Raw genomic sequence first — 19,263 nt, forward strand, 5'->3', positions numbered from 1 at the left:
CCCGATGTGACATTCGTTCACTCTGACTGAACGAATGTCACATCGGGCGCCCCGCCGGGTGGTCCGAAACGGCGAGACAGCTCCGCCGCCCGCGGAGTTGTCCACAACCTTCCGTCCATCCACAGGGCAATTTCCGACGTGCGCTTTCCGGCGACGGTCCGATTCGCCCGCGGCATGCTCGGACCCATGCGACGAGGAACCTGGGCCGAAGATCTCTCTGCGATAGCCGCCGTCAGCCGCGACGGTGTGATCCGCGCGGCCACCCTGGAACGGCTGGGGGGTCGCGAAGGGCACCATCTCCGCACGCTGCACCGACGGCGGTCCCTGGCAGCGGATCCTCCCCGGCGTAGTCCTGCTGCACAACGGGCCGCCGACGACGCTGCAACGCAATCTGGCGGCGCTCGAATACGGCGGTCTGGACGCGCTGCTGTCGGGTCACGCCGCGCTCGCCGCGTTCGGCTACACGTCGTCGGCGGCCCGGAACGACGTGCTGCTGCTCATCCCGTCCACCCGGCACCGTCGGGACTGGGCGTACGTGAAGGTCGAGCGGACGTGGCGCATGCCCGCACCGGTCCACCGGGGGCTCCTGCGCCTCGCTCCCCCGGCGCGCAGCCTCCTGGACGCCGGACGTCGCACGCTTCAGGCCGACAGCTGCCGGGCGCTCCTCGCCGGCGGCATCCAGCGCGGCGACGTGACCGTCGACGAACTCGTTCGTGAACTCGCGCACGGCAGCGACCGCGGAAGCCGCCTGCCCCGCGCGGTCCTGCGTGAACTGAGCGACGACGCGCATTCCGTCGCCGAGGTCCACGCGCAGAAGGTGTATGCGACGAGTGGTCTTCCGCCGATGCGGCACAACGTGGACGTCCTGTCCGCTGCCGGGCTGTGGATCGCCCGTCCCGACGGCTGGCTGGACGATGTCGCCGTCGCCTGGGAGATCGACTCGCTGAAGTACCACTTCTCGCCCGAACTCCACGAGGCGACGATGAGGCGGCGGGCGCGCATGCAGCGCGAGGGCATCATCGTCGTGACGCACCTGCCGAAGCAGATTCAGGCCGACCCGGCGACGGTGCTCGCGGACCTCCGCGCGGCGCACACGCTCGCGGCGTCGCGCCCGCGGCCGCCGGTGTTCGTCCACACCGAACCGAAGCTGCGGTCGGCATGAGTCACCTACAGAGGCATCAGATCGTGCTTGCGCGGGTTGCGCTGCACCTTCTTGTCGCGCAGCATCGTCAGCGCCTTGCGAATCTCGAGCCGGGTGGTGGCGGGCTCGATGACGGCGTCGATGTAGCCACGCTCCGCCGCGATGTACGGCGTCGCGATGTTCTCGTTGTAGAAGTTGATCAGCTGCCTGCGGACGGCGGGAGCGTTCTCACCCGCGGCCTCGATCTGCCTGCGCCCGATGAGGTCGACAGCACCCTCCGCGCCCATCACCGCGATGCGGGCGGTCGGCCACGCGAAGTTGATGTCGGCGCCCAGCTGCTTCGAGCCCATGACGGCGTACGCGCCGCCGTACGCCTTGCGGATCACGACGGTCACCTTCGGGACCGTCGCCGTCACGAACGCGAAGATGAACCGGCCGCCACGCTTGATGACGCCGATCCGCTCCTGTTCGAGGCCGGGAAGGAACCCGGGCGTGTCGACCGCGAACACCAGCGGGATGTCGAAGGCGTCGCAGATGCGGATGAAATGCGCGGCCTTGTCCGAGGCCTGGGCGTCCAGCGCGCCCGCCGCGACCAGCGGCTGGTTGGCGATCACGCCGACCGTGCGCCCGTCCACGCGGGCGAAGCCGGTGATGATGTTCAGCGCCACCTGCCCGCCGATCTCGTGGAACTCACCGTCGTCGAATATCCGCAGCAGGATGTCGTGCATGTCGTAGCCGGCGTTGTCGGCGTCCGGGATGAACGTGTCGAGGTCGCGGTCGGAGTCCGTGATCTCCGGTTCCAGACCCGGGTTGACCACCGGCGGCTTCTCCATGCAACTCGACGGCAGGAAGCTGAGGTACTTGCGCACCCACTCGAACGCGGCCTTCTCGTCGGCCGCCACATGGTGCAGGTTGCCGTACTGGGCCTGGTTCCGGGCGCCGCCGAGTTCTTCGAGACTGACGTCCTCGCCGGTGATCTTCCGGACCACGTCGGGTCCGGTGACGAACATGTACGACTCCTCGGTGGCCACCAGGACGTCGGTGTTGATCGGCGCGTACACCGCACCGCCCGCGCACTTGCCGAGGATCATCGAGATCTGCGGGCACATACCCGACAGCGGTTCCTGCCGACGGCCGAGCTCCGCGTACCAGGCCAGCGACGTCACCGCATCCTGCACCCGCGCTCCACCGGAGTCGTTGATGCCGACGCAGGGGCAGCCGATCTTGGCGGCGAACTCCATGATCGCGGCGACCTTGCGGCCGAACATCTCGCCGACGGAACCGCCGAACACGGTCTGATCGTGCGAGAACACCGCGACCGGGCGTCCCTCGACGGTTCCGTGGCCGGTGACCACGCCGTCGCTGTACAGGGCACCCGGATCACCGGGCTGGCGCATCAGGCCGCCGACCTCGATGAAACTTCCCGGGTCGAGCAGCATGTCGATGCGTTCGCGCGCGCTCGGGATGCCCTTCTTCGCGCGCTTGGCGATAGCCTGTTCGCCCGCGGGTTCCTTTGCCGTTTCAAGCTTTTCGCGCAGTTCGGCAAGCTTCTCTGCGGTGGTGGTGGTCACTGATGCGCTCCGGTTCCGGCGGCCTGGATCGCCGCCAGCTTCTTGGTGAGGTCGGCACCGACCTTCGCGATGTACGGCTCGTCGACGATCTGGATGTGATCGCCGCCCACGTGGATGATCTCCAGGTTCTTCACCGCGTCGCCCCAGCCGCCGTCCGGCTTCCGGGTCTTGAACGCGGGCTCCAGGTTCATCACGTCGTCGTGGTAGCGGTCGGCCATGTACAGGACGACGTCGCCGTCGTACTGCTCGAGCTCGGCGGTCTGGATGGCCCGGTTGTCGAGCCACGACGTGCGCTGGTGCTCGATGATTCCGCCCGGAATCTTCGTGCCACTCAGCTTGAGCAGTTCCGTCAGGATCTTGATCTGCTCTTCGTCGCTCTCTGCCGCGGCGAGTTTGTCGTACGGCAGCGGGTAGTCCACGTTGTACGTCTTCTTCGCGAACGCGGCGTACCGCTGCCAGCGCTTACGGATCTCGTCCGGGGTGTCCTCGACCTTCTCACCGGCCATGACCGTGTCGATCAGGCCGACGATCCGGACGTCGGCGCCCGACTCACGCAGCAGCTTCGCCACCGCGTAGGCCAGCACACCGCCCAGCGACCAGCCGTACAGCACGTACGGTCCGTCACCCTGGATCTCGCGGATCAGCGGCAGGTACTCCGCCGCCCGGACCTCGATCGGACCCTCGGTGCGCTCGAACCCGTACATCGGCGTGCCCTCGGGCAGACGCTTCAGCAGCGGCTCGTACGCGACGGTCGAACCACCGGCCGGGTGGAACACGAACACGGGGACGGCGTCGGATCCTTCCGGGCGAGGCCGCAGCGCGCGGACCAGCCCGTCGATCTTGCCGGAATCCTCGAGGAATCCACGCACCACGTTAGCCAGTTCCTCGATGGTGGTGGAGTCGAGGACGTCGTCGAACGTGATTTCACCGTTCGCGCGTTCCGACAACCGCGCCGCCAGCTTCTCGGCCGTCTCGTCGTTCAGGATCGGCAGCGTGTTGAAGATGCCCTTGGCGGACTCGCCGGTGACGACGGCCCACGTGGCGAACGTCAGACGCTCGGCGGCATCGCGCGGCGGAACGTCGGAACCGGTCGCGTCGGCGAACGCCTCCTTGCTGTCCACGGGGGCCGTCTCGGGAGCCGCGGCCGTCTCCGGCGCCGGGGTAGTGGCGAGGATCGCCTCGGCCTCGGCCTCCACGGACGTGTCCTCGGCGTCGAGCGGGGAGCCGGAAGCCTCCGAGTCACGGTCGGCCTCCGCGCCCTCCGCGGCCTCCTCCGCCTCCTTCTCGGCCTTCTGCTTGTCCGCCAGCGCCTGCACCTCTTCGCGGTTCTCGACCGCGTAGCGCAGGTACTTGCCGACCTCCATCAGATTCGCGTCGCGGACCGCCTGCAGCTGCAGCTGCGGGATGTCGAACTCGTACTCGACGCGGTTCTTGATGCGGACGGCCATCAGCGAGTCGAGGCCCAACTCGATGAGCGGGATCTCGGCGGGCAGGTCTTCCGGGGCGTAGCCCATGGACTCGGCGACGATCAGCGCCAGACGGTCTTCGAGGGTCTGCGAACCGTTGGGGTCCCACTTCTCGCCGATATCCTCGACGACCTCGGGCAGCTCCTCCACCGGGGAGGTCGACTGCACCGGCGGCGCGACGACGGGTTCGGGAAGCGCCTCACCGGACGTGACGGCGGCATCGAACAGCAGCGTGAAACTCGGGCCGCTCTTCGCGTGCACCTGCAGCGACGCGCCACCCGGATGCGGGTTGAGCGTGGTGGTGAGCGTTCCCTCCGCCGGAGCGTGGGCGTGCAGAACGGACGCGGCGAGCGTCACGTCCGACAGCACCTGCGACGCGGCGGCGGTGACCAATGCGGGCAGGTCGGTGACCGCGCCGGCCTGGACCTCCCACACGTGGCGGCCGTCGGGCAGCGACACGTGCGCACCGGGGACGCGGGTGTTGCCGCTGGAATCGATGCGGGTCTCCACCCAGTACGGCTTCCGGATCCACGCGGTGCGCGGAACGGACGCGAAGTCGCCCTCGGGGAGCAGCGACGACAGGTCGACGGCGTGCCCGTGCACGTACAGCTGCGCGAGCGCGGCGAGGACACCGAGCGGCTCGTCCTCCTTGCGCTTGAGCGTCTGGATGAGCTGCATGTCGTGCAGACCGGCGTCGAACGCGGTGGCGGCGACGGACATCAGGGCCACCGGGTTGGGCGCCAGCTCCACGAACGTGGTGTGCCCGCTGCCCACGGCGAGGCGGACGGCGTTGGTGAAGTACACGCTGTGGCGCAGACCCTTGGTCCAGTACTCCTCGCGGTGGATCGGCTCGTGGCCGGCGCGGTAGTACGTGTCCTGGTCGACCGACGAGTACACGCCCAGCTTCAGCTTGGTCGGCTCGATGCCCGCCAGTTCCGCGGCCAACTCACCCAGCAGTGGATCGACCTGGGAGGTGTGGCTGGCGCCCTTCGTCTTGAGGACGCGGGCCATCTTCTCCTCGCCCTCGGCGCGCGCGACGATGGCGTTGACCTCAGGCTCGGGGCCACCGATCACGGTGTGCGTCGGGGCCGCGTACACGCAGACCTCGAGGTGCGGGAAGTCGGTGAGGACGGTCTCGATCTCGGACGCGCTGTACTCGACGAGCGCCATCAGGCGGATGTCGTCGCCCTCGAGCGTGGCCTCGGCCTCACCCATGAGGCGGGACCGGGCGCAGATGACCCGCACCGCGTCCTCGAGCGGCAGACCACCCGAGATGTACGCGGCAGCAGCCTCACCCATCGAGTGTCCGACCACGGCCTCGGGCTCGGCGCCGTGGTGACGCAGCAGGGCCGCCAGACCGATCTGGATGGTGAAGATGCCGACCTGGGAGGTCTCGACGTCGTAGTCGATCGCGTCGTCGAGGAACTTCTCCTTCATGGAGTAGCCGGCCTCGTCCTCGATCAGCGCGTCGACCTCGTCGATGGCGGCCGCGAAGACCGGGTTCTCCAGGTAGAGCTGCTTGGCCATCTTGCGGTGCTGCGAACCGAAGCCCGACAGGACCCAGACGGCGCCCTTCGACGACGGCGAATCCGCCGAGAACACACCCTGCCCCGGCTTTCCGGCGGCGATGGCGCGGAGCCCGGTGACGGCCTCGGAGCGAGTCTTCGCCAGGACGACGGCACGCGAGCGTCCGTGGTTGCGGCGGGCGAGAGAGCGCGCGACGTCGGCGAGCGGAGTGGTGCTGCCCTCTTCGGTCTCCAGCCAGTCGGCCAGATCCGCGGCGGCACGGCGACGACGCGACGGCAGCGCACCCGACACCGCGAGAACGACCGTCGGCTCGACGGCCTCGGCCACCGATTCCTCGGCGGGAACAGCGGGCTCGGTGACCTCGGCCGCGTCGTCGGCGGCAGGCCCGGTGTACTCACGCACGACGACGTGCGCGTTGGTGCCACCGAACCCGAAGCCGGACACACCGGCGACGGCCGTGCCCGTGTAGCGCGGCCACGCCGCACCCTCGGGAATGACCTGCAGGTGCGCCTTGTCGAACGCGATGTACGGGTTGGGTCCGGCGAAGTTCAGCGTCGGCGGCAGGGTGTCTTCCTGCATCGACAGCACGACCTTGATCAGGCCTGCGGCGCCTGCGGCTGCCTCGAGGTGACCGAAGTTGGTCTTGGCAGAGCCGAGCAGCGCGGGCTGGTCGTCGGCGCGTCCACGCCCCACGACGCGTCCGAGCGCATCCGCCTCGATGGGGTCGCCGAGGATGGTGCCGGTGCCGTGCGCCTCGATGTAGTCGACGCCGGCCGGGTTGATGCCCGCGTCCCGGTAGGCGTGACGCAGGACGTCGGCCTGCGCATCCGGATTCGGCGCCGCGAGACCGTTGGAGCGGCCGTCCTGGTTGACCGCGCTGCCGGCGATGACGGCGAGGATCTCGTCGCCGTCCCGCTCCGCGTCCTCGAGACGCTTCAGGACCACGAGACCGCCGCCCTCGGCGCGAATCATGCCGTCGGCGTCGGAGGAGAACGCCTTGATGCGGCCGTTGGGGGCCATCACACCCAGCTGGTCGAAGCCCAGCGTGGCGGGCGGCGCCACGAGCATGTTCACGCCGCCGGCGAGCGCGAGATCCGACTCACCGGACCGCAGCGAGCGCACCGCCTGGTGCACCGCGACGAGCGACGACGAGCACGCCGTGTCGAGGGCGATGGACGGCCCGCGGAAGTCGTAGAAGTAGGAAACCCGGTTGGCGACGATCGACGTCGACGTACCGGTCAGCGCATACGGGTGCGCGTGGACGGGGTCGCTGACCGCGAGCAGCTGGTAGTCGTTGGCCGAGCTGCCGATGAACACACCGACCTGCTCACCCTTGAGGTCGCTGGCCGGGATGCGAGCGTGCTCGAGTGCCTCCCACGTCAGTTCCATCGCGAGGCGCTGCTGCGGGTCGACGTTCGCGACCTCCAGCGGGGACATCGCGAAGAACTCCGCATCGAAGGTCTTCACGTCGTCGAGGTAGCCACCCTGCGTGTTGGCCTTCTCGACGGCCGCCTTGATCTGCGGGTCGGAGGTGAACTCCTCCCAGCGACCCTCGGGCAGGTCGGAGATGCCATCGCGGCCCTCCGCGAGCATCTGCCACATCTCGGCAGGAGTCTTACCCGCGCCGGGGAAACGGGAGGCCAAGCCCACGATCGCGATGTCGTGCGCATCCGACGTCGGCGCCGACGCGTAGTACGCGGCGTCCGCGGAGTCGTCGAGCTGCTCGGGTTCGCCCTCGATGATGCGGGTGGCCAGCGACGCGATGGTGGGGTGCTGGTAGGCGACGGTCGCGGTGAGCGTGACGCCGACCAGTTCCTCGATCTCGCCGCTGAGCGCGACGGCGTCGCGAGACGACAGACCGAACTCTTCCATCGGACGGTCGTCGGTGATCTGACCGACCGGTTGCCCGGTTGCGTCGGCAATCCAGTTACGCAGCCACTCGCGCAGCTGCGCGACCGTCATGTCACCTGTGCTGCTGGTCCGGTCATCATCTTTTTCAGCCATCAACTCACCAAGCTACCCGTCAGGAAGTGGACTATTCGGAAACGCTATCGGGGAAGGCCGTCTGCGTGTATCCGCCGCGCAGGGTGCCTTCGATGTAGCTCGCCTTGCACGCGCGGCGGGCGATCTTGCCGCTCGACGTACGAGGAATCGAGCCCGCGGGCACCAGCAGGATGTCGCGCGCGGTGACCCCGTGCCTGCTCGACAACGCCGCCCGCACCGTGTCGGCGATCGGCTGGGGGTCGGCCTTGCCCGCACCCGGTGCGCGCTCGGCGACGATCACGAGCTGCTCTGAGGAGTCGCCCGCGTCATAGTTCAGACCCGAATGTGTGTTCTCGAACACGACGGCGGGCAGCTGGTTGGCCGGGACCGCGAATGCGGCGACGAAGCCGGGGCGGAGCGCGGTGCTCGCCTCCTGCGCCGAGTACTCGAGGTCCTGCGGGTAGTGGTTGCGGCCGTCGACGATCACGAGGTCCTTGACGCGGCCCGTGATGAACAGCTCGCCGTCGATGTAGACGCCGTAGTCGCCGGTCCGCATCCAGTTGGCGTCCTCGGGCGTGCCCTCCGCGTGGCTACCCTCGGCGAGCCGGTTGGTGAGCTTGTTGTGGAACGTCTCGGCGGTCTCGTCGGTGCGACCCCAGTAGCCGATCCCGATGTTCTCGCCGTGCAGCCAGATCTCTCCGACCCGGTCGTCGGGCTGCTCGATCCGCGACTCCGGGTCGACGATGGCGGCCCACTGGCTGCGGGCGACGTAGCCGCACGACACCTGCGGGATGGCGTTCTCGGCGTCCTGGTCCACCTTCACGACGCGACCGGCGTTGAGCTCGTCGCGGTCGACGTAGATGACGCGGGCCTCGTCCGAGTGCCGGGTGGAGGACACGAACAGGGTGGCCTCGGCCATGCCGTACGAGGGCTTGATCGCCGTCTTCGGCAGGCCGTACGGCGCGAACGCCTCGTTGAACTTGCGCATCGACGACGTGGTGACCGGCTCGCTGCCGTTGATGAGACCGATCACGTTGCTCAGGTCGAGGCTCTCACCGTTCTTCGGCAGACCGCGGGCGGCCGCGTGCTCGAACGCGAAGTTGGGTGCGGCCGCGAACGTGCCCGCACCGTCGGAGACCGCTGCCAGTTCCTTGATCCACCGGTACGGCCGCTGCACGAACGCGCGCGGGCTCATGATGGTGATGTACTTGCCGCCCAGGGCGGGCAGGATGACGGTCAGCAGACCCATGTCGTGGAACAGCGGCAGCCACGTGACGCCGCGCGAGTTCTCGGTGAGCTCGATGGAGTCGACCATCTGCAGCGCGTTGGTGCCGACGGCGCGGTGCGTGATCTCCACACCGGCGGGCACACGGGTGGAACCGGACGTGTACTGCAGGTACGCGATGTCGTCGAGATCGATCTCGGGGCGCACCCAGGACTCGCCGACGCTGTCGGGGATGGCGTCGACGGCGATGATGCGGGGGCGCTGGGCGGCGGGGAGGGACCGGAAGAACTGTCGAACACCCGCGGCGGAGGAGGTGGCCGTGAGGATGGCGGCGGGCGTGCAGTCACCGAGGACGGCGTGCAGACGGTCGGTGTGGCCGGGTTCGTCGGGGTCGAACAGCGGCACCGAAATCGTTCCGGCGTGGATGGCGGCGAAGAAGGAGATGACGTAGTCGAGACCCTGCGGCGCCAGGACTGCGACACGGTCGCCGGGCTTGGTGACCTGCTGGAGGCGAGCCGCGACGGCGCGCAGGCGATAGCCGAACTGTTCCCAGGTCAGCTCCTGTGCTTCGCCGTCTCTGTCCCGCGAATAGTCGATGTAGCGGTATGCCAGCTCGTCCGAGTTCTCCCGGGTGTGCCGCTGGACGTAGTCGACCAGCGTGCTTCCCGAGTCGAGCCTGATATGGCCCTTCTCGTCGATAAAATCATCGAACTTCGCGTTCATTCCATCTCCTCCGAAGCGATCACACAGGCATGCCACCGGCATGACTGCGCCCCAGACTTCCTTCGCCGAATCGGATCTTGTACAACTCGTGGGGAATGACGTAACACGCCACTCACCCGAATAAGTTCATCGATTCCAAACCATCGATATGTTACAGATTGGCATCGCCGCCCTCGGTACGCTGCGTCTACTCGCCCTTCAGTTGCGAGATGATCGGCGCGAACGCATCCATCTGTGTGGGGAACACACCGACGTAAGACATTGTCGTCTTTTCTCGCACCATACGTATCTGATCGGCGATCTCCTCGAAGCTTCCGATCGCGAGATACGGCGAGCTCAGGATGTCTTCGACGGACAGTTTGGTGTCGACCTCGATGTTCGGAGGGAAGCCCTGATCGAGTGCGGCGAGCGCCATCTCGGCGGTCTGCTCACGGTCGTCGGTGATGACGATGGTGGTGATCGTCCAGTTCAGTTCGATGTCGTCGAACCGGTCGCCGGCAGCCTCCCGGATCCGGTCGACGCGCTCCATCGTCTTCTCGAGCGTGACACCCGAGAGCAGGAGCTTGCCTTCCTTGCTGGTCGGCGTCGCCACGGAGATGATGTCGGYGTACTTGGCCGCGAGCGCCAGCATCTTGGGGCCGCCGCCGCCGACGGCGATCGGGGGACGCGGGCCCTGCCGCGGTCGCGGGCTGCCCGTCAGGCCCTTGATCTGGTAGTACTTGCCGTCGAAGTTGCACTCCTGGCCGCGCAGCAGCACGTCGAGGATCTGCAGGGTCTCCTCGAGCTTGGCGATCCGGATGCCCGGGCGCTCGTAGTCGATGCCGCCCTTGTCGAACTCTTCCTTCATCCAGCCTGCGCCGATGCCGAGTTCGAGGCGACCACCCGACAGGACGTCGATGGTGGCGGCGTCCTTGGCGAGGATCGCCGGGTGCCGGAACCCGTTCGCGAGGACGGCGGTGCCGAGCCGGATCTTGTCCGTGGCGATCGCGAGTGCACCCAGAGCGGCGATCGGTCCCACCTGGTTACCCAGGTGGTCGGGGATCATGAAGCTGTCGAACCCGAGTTCCTCGGCCTTCTGCGCGAGCTTGACGAACCGACGCGCGCCGCCCTCGTCCGCGTTGCCCTCTCCGCCTGCTGCGAATCGGAACTTACGCAACGAGCTGGCGTCGGAACTCATGAATAGCTTCTCCTGTGGTGAAACGCCCGCGTTTCAGGACGTGAACATCGGTGGGGTCGGGCACCGGTGATGCCGCAACAGTGCAGCACTCTACCGGTGCCGAGAAACGCACACTACCGGCCAGTACGCGTCTCGCCTATCTGTTTGGGACGTTTCACGGCTCACCGACCACGGTGAACCCATCCGCCACAAAATCAACTGTGTGCCGGGGTCGGAGCGGCTTCGATCTTCTCGGCAGCCCAACCGGCGATCCACTGCGTGGCCGTGGTGCCGGAGTCGTCGACGACGTACGAGTTGTACAGCGCGTGGACGGGGTTGTTGTTGTACTCGAGCAGACGCAGACCGCTTCCGATCCAGTTGCTCGGTTTCAACGCCTGCGCTGGGGCGTCACAGATTCCGTCCGACGGGGCGCAGATCTCGACCGCCCGGTCGGTGAGATCACCGAAACCGCCGGGGCGGGGACCGGTCATCGTGATTCCGGGGATCTGCAGACCGGCCAGCGACAGTTCGGCTCCGACACCGGCGACCGGCTGCCCAATATTCGTGGCGGCGGCCGGGTCGCGGCGACCGTCGGCGATGAGCCCGACACCCAGTACGAGATCCGCCGGAACAGGACCGTCACCTGCGCCGATACTCGACGCGACGTCGCCGGCGATGACCGCGCCCTGGGAGAATCCGGTGAGCAGGAAGCTGGTCAGCGGGCACTCGGCATGACGACGGATCAGGATGTCGTTGGTGGCGGCCGTGCCCGCGCCGCGGCTGTTGTTGTACGACTGCTGCCCGTCCGGCGGGAAGGCGACCGGGTTGGAGAACTGTGCGACGTACGGAACCGTGTACACATCGGCGCGCGACGGCTCGAACTGCTCCTGCAGCGGCCGCGACACGTTGAGCATCAGCGACGCCGGGTTGGCCGTCGGGTTGTACGGGTCGTCGACGGCGCTGGACTCCCACGTGCCCGGGACGACCACCACCTGGACGTCGGGGCAGCTGGCCGGCTGGGCGTTGGGACGCTCGGGACCGGGCGGGGTCGGGATCGGCTTGGGCAGCCGCCCTGCGAGGAGATACCAGAGCGCGATCACTGCGACGAGAATCACCAACAGGATCACGATCAGCACCATCAGCTTGCGCAGGAGGCTGCTCTTCTTCTTCCGCGTTCCGCGCCCGGTCAACGACATCGGCGTCTACTTGCAGTACGTCGCGTGGGCGACATCCATGTAGGTCTGTGCGTTGGCCGTCGCCTGCTCCTGGGTCAGTTCCTGACCCGCAGCCGACGCCTCGGTGCCGACCATCGCTGTGACGAACACCATCGCTTCGGCGTCGCTCTTGCCTTCGGCCTTGGCCTGGCAGATGAAGTCGGCGGTGCTCACGGCCATGGTGCCGTCAGCGGCCGGCTCGATGCCCTTGCTCTTCAGCGCGTCGAGGAACTTCTGGCCTTCGGCGCTGACCGGGACCTCGGCGGGGCCGGGGAAATCGCCCGGAACTTCCTCGGGCTGCTGCGGCGGCGCGGTCGCCGCCTCACCCGGGCTCGTCACCGGCGCGGAGGCCGAAGCCGAGGCGCTCGCGCTGGGCGCGGCGGACGCCGAACTCTCGGCGGAACTGGACGCCGCAGCCGACGTCGCGGCGCTGGTGGACGGGTTCGACGTCGCCGTGGAATCGTCGCTGCCGCACCCGACCAACAATCCGCTCGCTGCGACGGCGAGCGCGCCTACGGCGATCGCCCGTCGGAAGGTGGTGCTGATACGTGAGTGCTGCGGCATCTATTTCCGTCCTTGCTTTCCAAGTCGTTGTCTCTCGACAGGGTACAGACGCAGATCGGGCGGAAGCCGGGTCCGCTGGACCCCGCCCCGCCCGCTGCGCGTGAGATTTCTAGTGCGGTCCGGCCATCAGTGAATCTCGGCCTTGTTGTCGATCACTGTGACGTAACCGGTCTGGAAGTTCTGCTGAACTCCGCCGGGGATGGCGAATTTGTCGCTGATCGGGAAGCCGAGTCGGCCGCCCTCGTAGCCGGCGCTCTTCCAGGCGTCGAAGATCGGTCCGTTCTCCACGGCCCACGCACCCGACAGCGGACTCCAGTAGATGTTGCCGCCCTCGAACTGGTTGAACCGGCCGCCGTCCTTGACCGCGATCTCGCTGGTCTTCGGGAATCCGAGCCACCCGCCCTCGTAACCGAGTTCGGCGTACTTGCCCATGATCATTCCCTGCACGCGGTGGGTGCCGTTCGCCGGACTGAAGTACATGGCGCCGATCTCGAAGCCCTGCACCGCGCCGTCCTTGCCGGGCGTCGGAACTTCCTCGGCCACCGGGTATCCGAGCGGTCCGCCCTCCCAGCCCTGACGTGCCCACTCGTCGCGGATCGCGCCGCGGACGGCGTGCGCCCCGGTCTGCGGCGACCAGTACACGGACCCGTGCTCGAAGTGGTTGAAGCGACCGCGACCGTCGGGTGTGGCCAGTTCGGGCGTCGTCGGGTAGCCGAGCGGCCCACCCGGACCGCCGGTCGCCTGGTAGACGCCGCCGATGGCGCCGGCCACCGGCTGCGCGCCGGTGTCGGACTTGGCGAAGATCCGGCCGTTGCGGAAGTCCTGGACCGTGCCGCCCGCGAGGCTGTACTCGGGGGTGAGGCAGTCGCCGATCCACGGGTTCGCGCCGGCGACCCCGGCGATGGAACCGCCTGTGGTGCATACCGGCTTGTCGGGTTCGACGTCGACGGCGCTGGCGAGCTGCGGCCACAGCTGGTGGAGCTCGAACTGCCAGTACGGCCATGAGTGCGTGCCGGACGGCCGGTAGTTGACCTGGGCGGGGATGCCCAGCTTGTTGAGCTTGGTCGCGAAGGTCTGGGACGTAAGCCGCGACAGGATCTCGAGGCCCATGCCCGCGTAATTGGTGCTGACGCCGGGGATTCCGGAGGGCTGGTCGTACGGGCCCGTGGTTCCGCTACCGCTGGAGATGTACAGGCTGACGCCCTTGAGCTTGTCGGCCAGCAGGTAGGGGTCGTGTTCCTCCCACGCCGAACTGGTCGGGGGACCCCACATCGCGTCCGCGTCGAATCCGCCCGCGTCGCTCATCGCGTACGCGACGGCCTGCGGCATGCCGAGCGCGGTGGTGGTGAGCATGCCCGACAGCGACGCGGCGAACGTGAAGAATCCCTGGTTGCGGGCCGCGAGGAACATCGCGGAGGTGCCGCCCATCGAGAGTCCGATGACGCCGCGGGTCTGCGTGGTGCGCCAGTCGCTTTCGAGGATCGGGGGCAGTTCCTTCGTGAGGAACGTCTCCCACTGGTAGTTCTGACCGTTGTCCTGGGCCACCCAGTCGGAGTAGAAGCTGGACTGGCCGCCGACCGGGAGGACGACGTTGATGTTCTTGTCGGCGAAGAACGATTCGGCGTCGGTCTCGAGCGTCCAGCCGTTCTCGTTGTCCTGCGCGCGGAGTCCGTCGAGCATGTAGACGGACGGGAACTTCTCGGTGGGCTTCGAGTTCCAGTCGCGCGCAAGCAGCATCTGCACCTGGATCGGCACGCCCATCGACGGGGAGTTGATCCAGATCGCCACGCGACGGTCGGTGAGCCAGTCGACGTGATGGATCGTCGCGCCGCCCGGGGCCTGTGTGGCCACCGGAGCGTGCGCGGCGGCGGGCGCAGCCGAGACGGTGGCGGTCTGGGTGAACCCGACCGCCACCGGCACCACGAGCACAGCGGCAAGCGAGGCCAGCGTCCGCCTTCGAACATTTCCGGCCGACGAACGCTGACGTTCTGCCTTGAACAGGCCTACTCGCATGACGTTCACTCTCTCTCTGCGCGTCGAGGCCAACACGGAGCACGGCCTCGCGTTCCGGTTCTTTCTACACGCAAACGACAGACGAGTGGGAGTGCCGCGCTGTTACAGCTGGTGCAATTGTTACTTCCGAGCTACCCGATCGTGTTGCCGAGGTCGCCGGCCAGATCGTGGATCTGCTGCTGCCAGTAACGCCACGTGTGGATGCCGCGGGGCGGGAAGCTGTAGGTGACGTTCTTCGCGCCGAGGGTCGCCATCTTGACCTGGAAGGCACGGGTGTTCGCCAGCGACAGCGCCTCGAGGCTCGCACCGGTGCTCGCGTTGAAGACGTCCATGAATCCGGTCGGTGCGGCTCCGCCGGGGGCGGGGATGCCGTTGGCGGCCGACACCCACAGGCGGGTGTTGTTGTCGCGAAGCTTGTTCGCGAACACGAACGGGTCGTTGCGCAGCCACGCCGGGTTCCACGGCGGGCCCCACATCGAGTCGACGTTGTAGCGGCCGGCGTCGAGCATCGCGATGCGGATCGCCTCACGCATGCCGGGAGCCGAGATGTTCAGGTAGCCGGACAGCGAGCCCGCGTAGTTGAACTGCTCGGGGTGGTAGGCGGCGAGGGTCAGGGCGGCGCTGCCACCCATCGACAGGCCGATCACGCCGTTGCGGGTGGACTGGAACCCGAGGCGGTTCGCCAGTGCGTCGCGAAGTTCCTGAGTGAGGAACGTCTCCCACTTGTACGGGGTCTTCTGGCCGTTGAGGTTCGAGTTCGAAATCCAGTCGGAGTAGAAGCTGGACTGTCCGCCGACCGGCTGGACGACGTTGATGTTCTGCGACGCGAGGAACGGGCCCGCGTCGGTGTTGACCTCCCAGCCGCTCAGGTCGTCCTGCGCGCGCAGACCGTCGAGCAGGTAGACGACCCGGTTGGTGTTGCCGTCGGCGGCACGCCAGATGCGGCTCTTGATCGGTCCCATGGCGGAATCGACCCAGAAGTCCTGTGCGGCGGGATCGAAGGCTGCGGATGCCGTTGCGCCGCCGCCCACCATGGTCACGCCCAGTGGCAGTGCGACCGCCAGAGCAATTGCGGCGGCGGTACGCCTGGCCCATCCGCTTGTTCTCGTCGAACCCCCAACTCGCATGAACTCGTCTTCCCTCCGCTTGATCCGTCTCGCGCCGCGGCCGCGGCAACCTCTCGATAACTCTCGTGAAAATCTCACGTACAGACGCCACCCGCGCAGCGCTCGCTGCGCGGGTGGCGTCTCGACGGGATCACCTTACTGACAAAACGTTCCGTTGTGCACTCCCGGGGAAGGGAATCCTGGGTTTTCCCTCACGTTCCCGGTCCGGGCACATGCACTCCAGAGCGCACGAGTGCCGCCCCGCCGGTGAGGCGGGGCGGCATTCGTCACGAGGGTGGTGTCAGATCACCAGGCGCCCAGTGTGTCCAGGATCTGGCCGCGCGCCTTGAACAGCTCCGAACCCCAGTACGGCCACGAGTGCGTGCCGTTGGCGGGGAAGTCGAAGGTGGCCGGGACACCGAGGGTGGCCAGACGCACCTGGAAGGCGCGGGTGTTGGCCAGGGCGAGAGCCTCGAGGCCCATGCCGTTGGCGGTGTTGTAGTAGTCGATCGGAGCGCGCGGGTGGTCGAACTCACCGGGCAGACCGCTGGCAGCCGAGATGAACATCGACAGGCCGTTCAGACGCGGCGCGAACACGAACGGGTCGTTACGCAGCCACGCCGGGTTCCACGGCGGGCCCCACATCGCGTCGACGTTGAAGCGGCCGGCGTCGAGCATTGCGACGCGGATCGCCTCACGCATGCCGGGAGCCGAGATGTTCAGGTAACCGGACAGTGAACCGGCGAACTTGAACTGGTCGCGGTGGTACGCGGCGAGGGTCAGGGCAGCACTACCACCCATCGACAGGCCGAGGACGGCGTTGTTCGTGCGCGAGACGCCGTAGTTGGCCAGGAAGTCGGGCAGTTCCTGCGTCAGGAACGTCTCCCACTTGTACGTGACGGGCTGACCGTTGAAGTTGCTCGCCGAGTACCAGTCGGAGTAGAAGCTGGACTCGCCACCGACGGGCATGACCAGGGTCACGTTGTCGTTGCGGTACTGGTCGAACGCGTTGGTCTCGAAACTCCACGCGTTGCGGTCGTTGCGGGCGCGCAGTCCGTCGAGCAGGTACAGGGCGGCGCTACCGCCGCGGGCTGCCCACTGGACCTGGACCTTGATCGGTCCCATGGAAGAGGGAACCCACAGTTCCTCGTAGCCACCGGCCGGCGCGGTCTTGGCGGGACCCGCGTGCGTCGGTGCTGCTGCGGCGACGGCTCCACCAGCGATTCCTGCGCCCATAGGCAGTACCAGTGCGACGGCTCCGATGGCCATCGCACGCTGCTTGAGGCGCTGAGACAACCTCGGTCTGGCAAAACGCATGAATACTGCTCACTCTCTTCGTCTGCGGACTCCGCCACTGGGCGGCTCCGGCGGATTCCGTCGGGGAACAGGCGACCTGCCGGCCCGGGCGTTGAAGCCGGGTCGGCAGCGGACCTCTTCCAAGTCACACTGCGCTCGGTGGACTGTATGTCACACGAACTTCCCTGACAAACGCTCACGGAGCGCTTTTCGAGGAACTTCCAGACCACCGTCACGATGACTCATCATCGACGTACATCGTCGCCGACAGTTCCCGCGTTACACAAACGAGATCTGGTGTTCCGACATCGAGATCTACCCGGGACGCCCCGGTGACACCCGCCCCGCCCGGTTCGCCCTATTTGGCCGGTTCCGGGAACGGCGGCTCGAGATTGCACCGCTGAATTTCATATGCGGGCACTCGCTCGAATCGATAACTCGCGAAATGCAGCGCATCCTTGAAATTCTGCTTGAATCGCGGCCACGTCAGTTCCGACCGGTACGACGTCAGCAGGTCCTGCGTCTCGGGGCACGTGAGCGCGACCCGCGCCTCGGTCACCCATTCCTCGTCGAGGAATCCGGGCATCCACGGGTGCTTGTCGATCATTCCCGTGTCCACCACGACCCAGTCGGGGTAGAGGGCCTTGTCGTGCCCGATACGGCCGTCGCCCAACCGTTCGGTGTGCGCCGCGAGCGGGTAGGCGAGACCCATCTGGTCCAGCACCCGCACGTCGAGACCGACGTTCATGCTCGTCATGCCGAGGTTCAGGAAGTACACGGTGTGGCCTGCGCCGCCGTCCGGGATCGGAAGGGGCGGAGGAACGACGAACCAGTACGTGTAATCGGCGGACGGGATGAGCAGGCCGCCGTCGGGGGTGTCCGAGATGGTCTGGACCATGGCGCGCATCCGCGGGTAGTCCAGATAATCGTCCGCGCGAATCGGGTGCGCATGACCGGTGTTGAGAACGTAGAAGGCGCGTTCGTCGACAATTCCGGACCGTCCGATAACGACGCCCTCCGGCATTCCCGTCGTGTTCGACGCGAAGAATGCCCACACAACGGTGCCGACCCACAGGGAAGCCATTGCGAGGAAAATCGACGATTCCCTATTACGCCCCCACGCGGCCCGGTCCGGAATTCGCACCGGAATTACGGCGACGGGAACGATGAAACAGAACAGAACGGGGAGAAGAACGCGGCCGTGCATGAAGTCGCCGCCGACGCGCAACGAGTACAGACCGAGGATCAGCCCGCTCGCGAGAATGAAGACGACGACGGCATTCTGAGTCCGCAGCCATCCGCGCAGACGCGTCAGCCGATTCCCCTCGGTGTGACGAACACCATCTTCGATGGACTTGTCCCGGCCCCGCCAGGCGATCACGGCGCCGGCGAAAAGGAAGACCAACGGCAGCCACAGCAGGTACGGGCCCAGCAGATTCCAGAGGTAGGCGAAACCCTGCGCCCACTTGGCGCCGCCGGCGTCCTTCGACACCGCGGTGTTCGGGTACGGGAGGGCGTAGTAACCCATGCGCCAGATCTGGTAGCCCACCGGAACGATGCCGGCGACGAACACCATCGCCACGCGCACCACCCACGTGAGACCGGGCGCGAGGAAGACCATGGCCAGCGACAGCACACCCAGGATCGCCAACTCGGGGCGCACGAGGGGCCCCATGCCCGCGACGAACGAGAGCACGAGCACCGAGGTGGTGGACGGGGTGGTCGCCTGACTCCATCGGACCAGCAGCAGCCAGAGCAGCGCGATCCAGAAGATGACGAGGCAGCTTTCGAGACCCGACGTCGCGAAATCGCGGGCCGGGGGCACCGCGATGTAGACGAGCACACCGGCGGGCATCAGGAACAGCGTGCCGCCGCCGGCGAAGGACCCACCGCGGTACAGGCGCGCGGTGCCGAACATGGCGAGCACGATCGCCGCCGTGGACAGGATCAGCGCGATCGTCAGGACGACGTATTCGAGCCGGGCCTGGGAGAGCCAGCCGAACGCGTAGACGATGTACGTCCACGCGGTGCTGGTGTTGGCCTCGACACGCTCGCCCGAGTTGAAGACCGGACCGTTGCCTGCGAGGAGGTTGCGGACCGTGCGCAGCACGATCAGGCCGTCGTCGGCAATCCATCGCCGTTCCCAGGCACCCCAGAACATCAGGAGAGCCGAGACGGCCACACCCCCGAGGAAGACCACCCTCGAGAGGATGGCCTTCCGGTGGCGTTCGGTGGTCCGCTCCGCGGCGGCGTCCGAGTCCTCGGCGCCTCCTACCAA

Annotated in this window: 10 protein-coding genes and 1 pseudogene; 1 reads left to right on the plus strand and 10 read right to left on the minus strand. The window is 67.4% G+C overall.

Going from position 1 to position 19,263, the window contains the following annotated elements; genetic code table 11:
- Positions 1 to 186 precede the first annotated feature (186 nt).
- Positions 187 to 1,162 (plus strand): annotated as a pseudogene (locus AC1D1G_RS01975) (hypothetical protein).
- A 5-nt stretch (positions 1,163 to 1,167) separates the two neighbouring features.
- Here the strand turns inward: AC1D1G_RS01975 and AC1D1G_RS01980 are convergent.
- The 10 genes from AC1D1G_RS01980 to AC1D1G_RS02025 form a co-directional block, all read right to left on the minus strand.
- Positions 1,168 to 2,712 carry an acyl-CoA carboxylase subunit beta gene (locus tag AC1D1G_RS01980; RefSeq protein ID WP_005565873.1) on the minus strand — a complete coding sequence of 515 codons (1,545 nt, stop codon included), beginning with the start codon at positions 2,710 to 2,712 and terminating at the stop codon, positions 1,168 to 1,170.
- Positions 2,709 to 7,667 carry a polyketide synthase Pks13 gene (gene pks13 / locus AC1D1G_RS01985; RefSeq protein WP_477950771.1) on the minus strand — a complete coding sequence of 1,653 codons (4,959 nt, stop codon included), beginning with the start codon at positions 7,665 to 7,667 and terminating at the stop codon, positions 2,709 to 2,711. Before pks13 ends, AC1D1G_RS01980 begins: the two co-directional genes overlap by 4 nt.
- A 73-nt stretch (positions 7,668 to 7,740) precedes the next feature.
- Positions 7,741 to 9,636 carry a long-chain-fatty-acid--AMP ligase FadD32 gene (gene fadD32, locus AC1D1G_RS01990; protein ID WP_317569593.1) on the minus strand — a complete coding sequence of 632 codons (1,896 nt, stop codon included), beginning with the start codon at positions 9,634 to 9,636 and terminating at the stop codon, positions 7,741 to 7,743.
- A gap of 187 nt (positions 9,637 to 9,823) precedes the next feature.
- Positions 9,824 to 10,813 (minus strand): LLM class F420-dependent oxidoreductase, encoded by a 990-nt coding sequence (locus AC1D1G_RS01995; RefSeq protein ID WP_477950773.1) that lies wholly within the window; start codon positions 10,811 to 10,813, stop codon positions 9,824 to 9,826.
- Between the two features lie 194 nt (positions 10,814 to 11,007).
- Positions 11,008 to 11,988: a cutinase family protein gene (locus AC1D1G_RS02000; RefSeq protein ID WP_005260436.1), complete on the minus strand. Its 981-nt coding sequence runs from the start codon at positions 11,986 to 11,988 to the stop codon at positions 11,008 to 11,010.
- A 6-nt stretch (positions 11,989 to 11,994) separates the two neighbouring features.
- Positions 11,995 to 12,570, minus strand: coding sequence for a DUF732 domain-containing protein (locus AC1D1G_RS02005; RefSeq protein WP_005260437.1), 576 nt, complete (start codon positions 12,568 to 12,570; stop codon positions 11,995 to 11,997).
- A 126-nt stretch (positions 12,571 to 12,696) separates the two neighbouring features.
- Entirely contained in the window at positions 12,697 to 14,583 is a 1,887-nt protein-coding gene (locus AC1D1G_RS02010) for an alpha/beta hydrolase-fold protein (protein WP_283332642.1), read from the minus strand.
- Positions 14,584 to 14,714: 131 nt separating this feature from the next.
- Positions 14,715 to 15,710, minus strand: a complete 996-nt coding sequence (locus AC1D1G_RS02015) for an alpha/beta hydrolase (protein WP_280781876.1) — start codon at positions 15,708 to 15,710, stop codon at positions 14,715 to 14,717.
- 285 nt (positions 15,711 to 15,995) lie between these two features.
- Complete coding sequence (locus tag AC1D1G_RS02020; protein ID WP_283332640.1) at positions 15,996 to 17,006, minus strand: alpha/beta hydrolase; 1,011 nt, start codon at positions 17,004 to 17,006, stop codon at positions 15,996 to 15,998.
- A 337-nt stretch (positions 17,007 to 17,343) separates the two neighbouring features.
- Positions 17,344 to 19,263, minus strand: a complete 1,920-nt coding sequence (locus tag AC1D1G_RS02025; RefSeq protein WP_477950859.1) for an arabinofuranosyltransferase AftB family protein — start codon at positions 19,261 to 19,263, stop codon at positions 17,344 to 17,346.

The sequence above is a fragment of the Rhodococcus sp. P3_B8 genome (assembly GCF_056402775.1).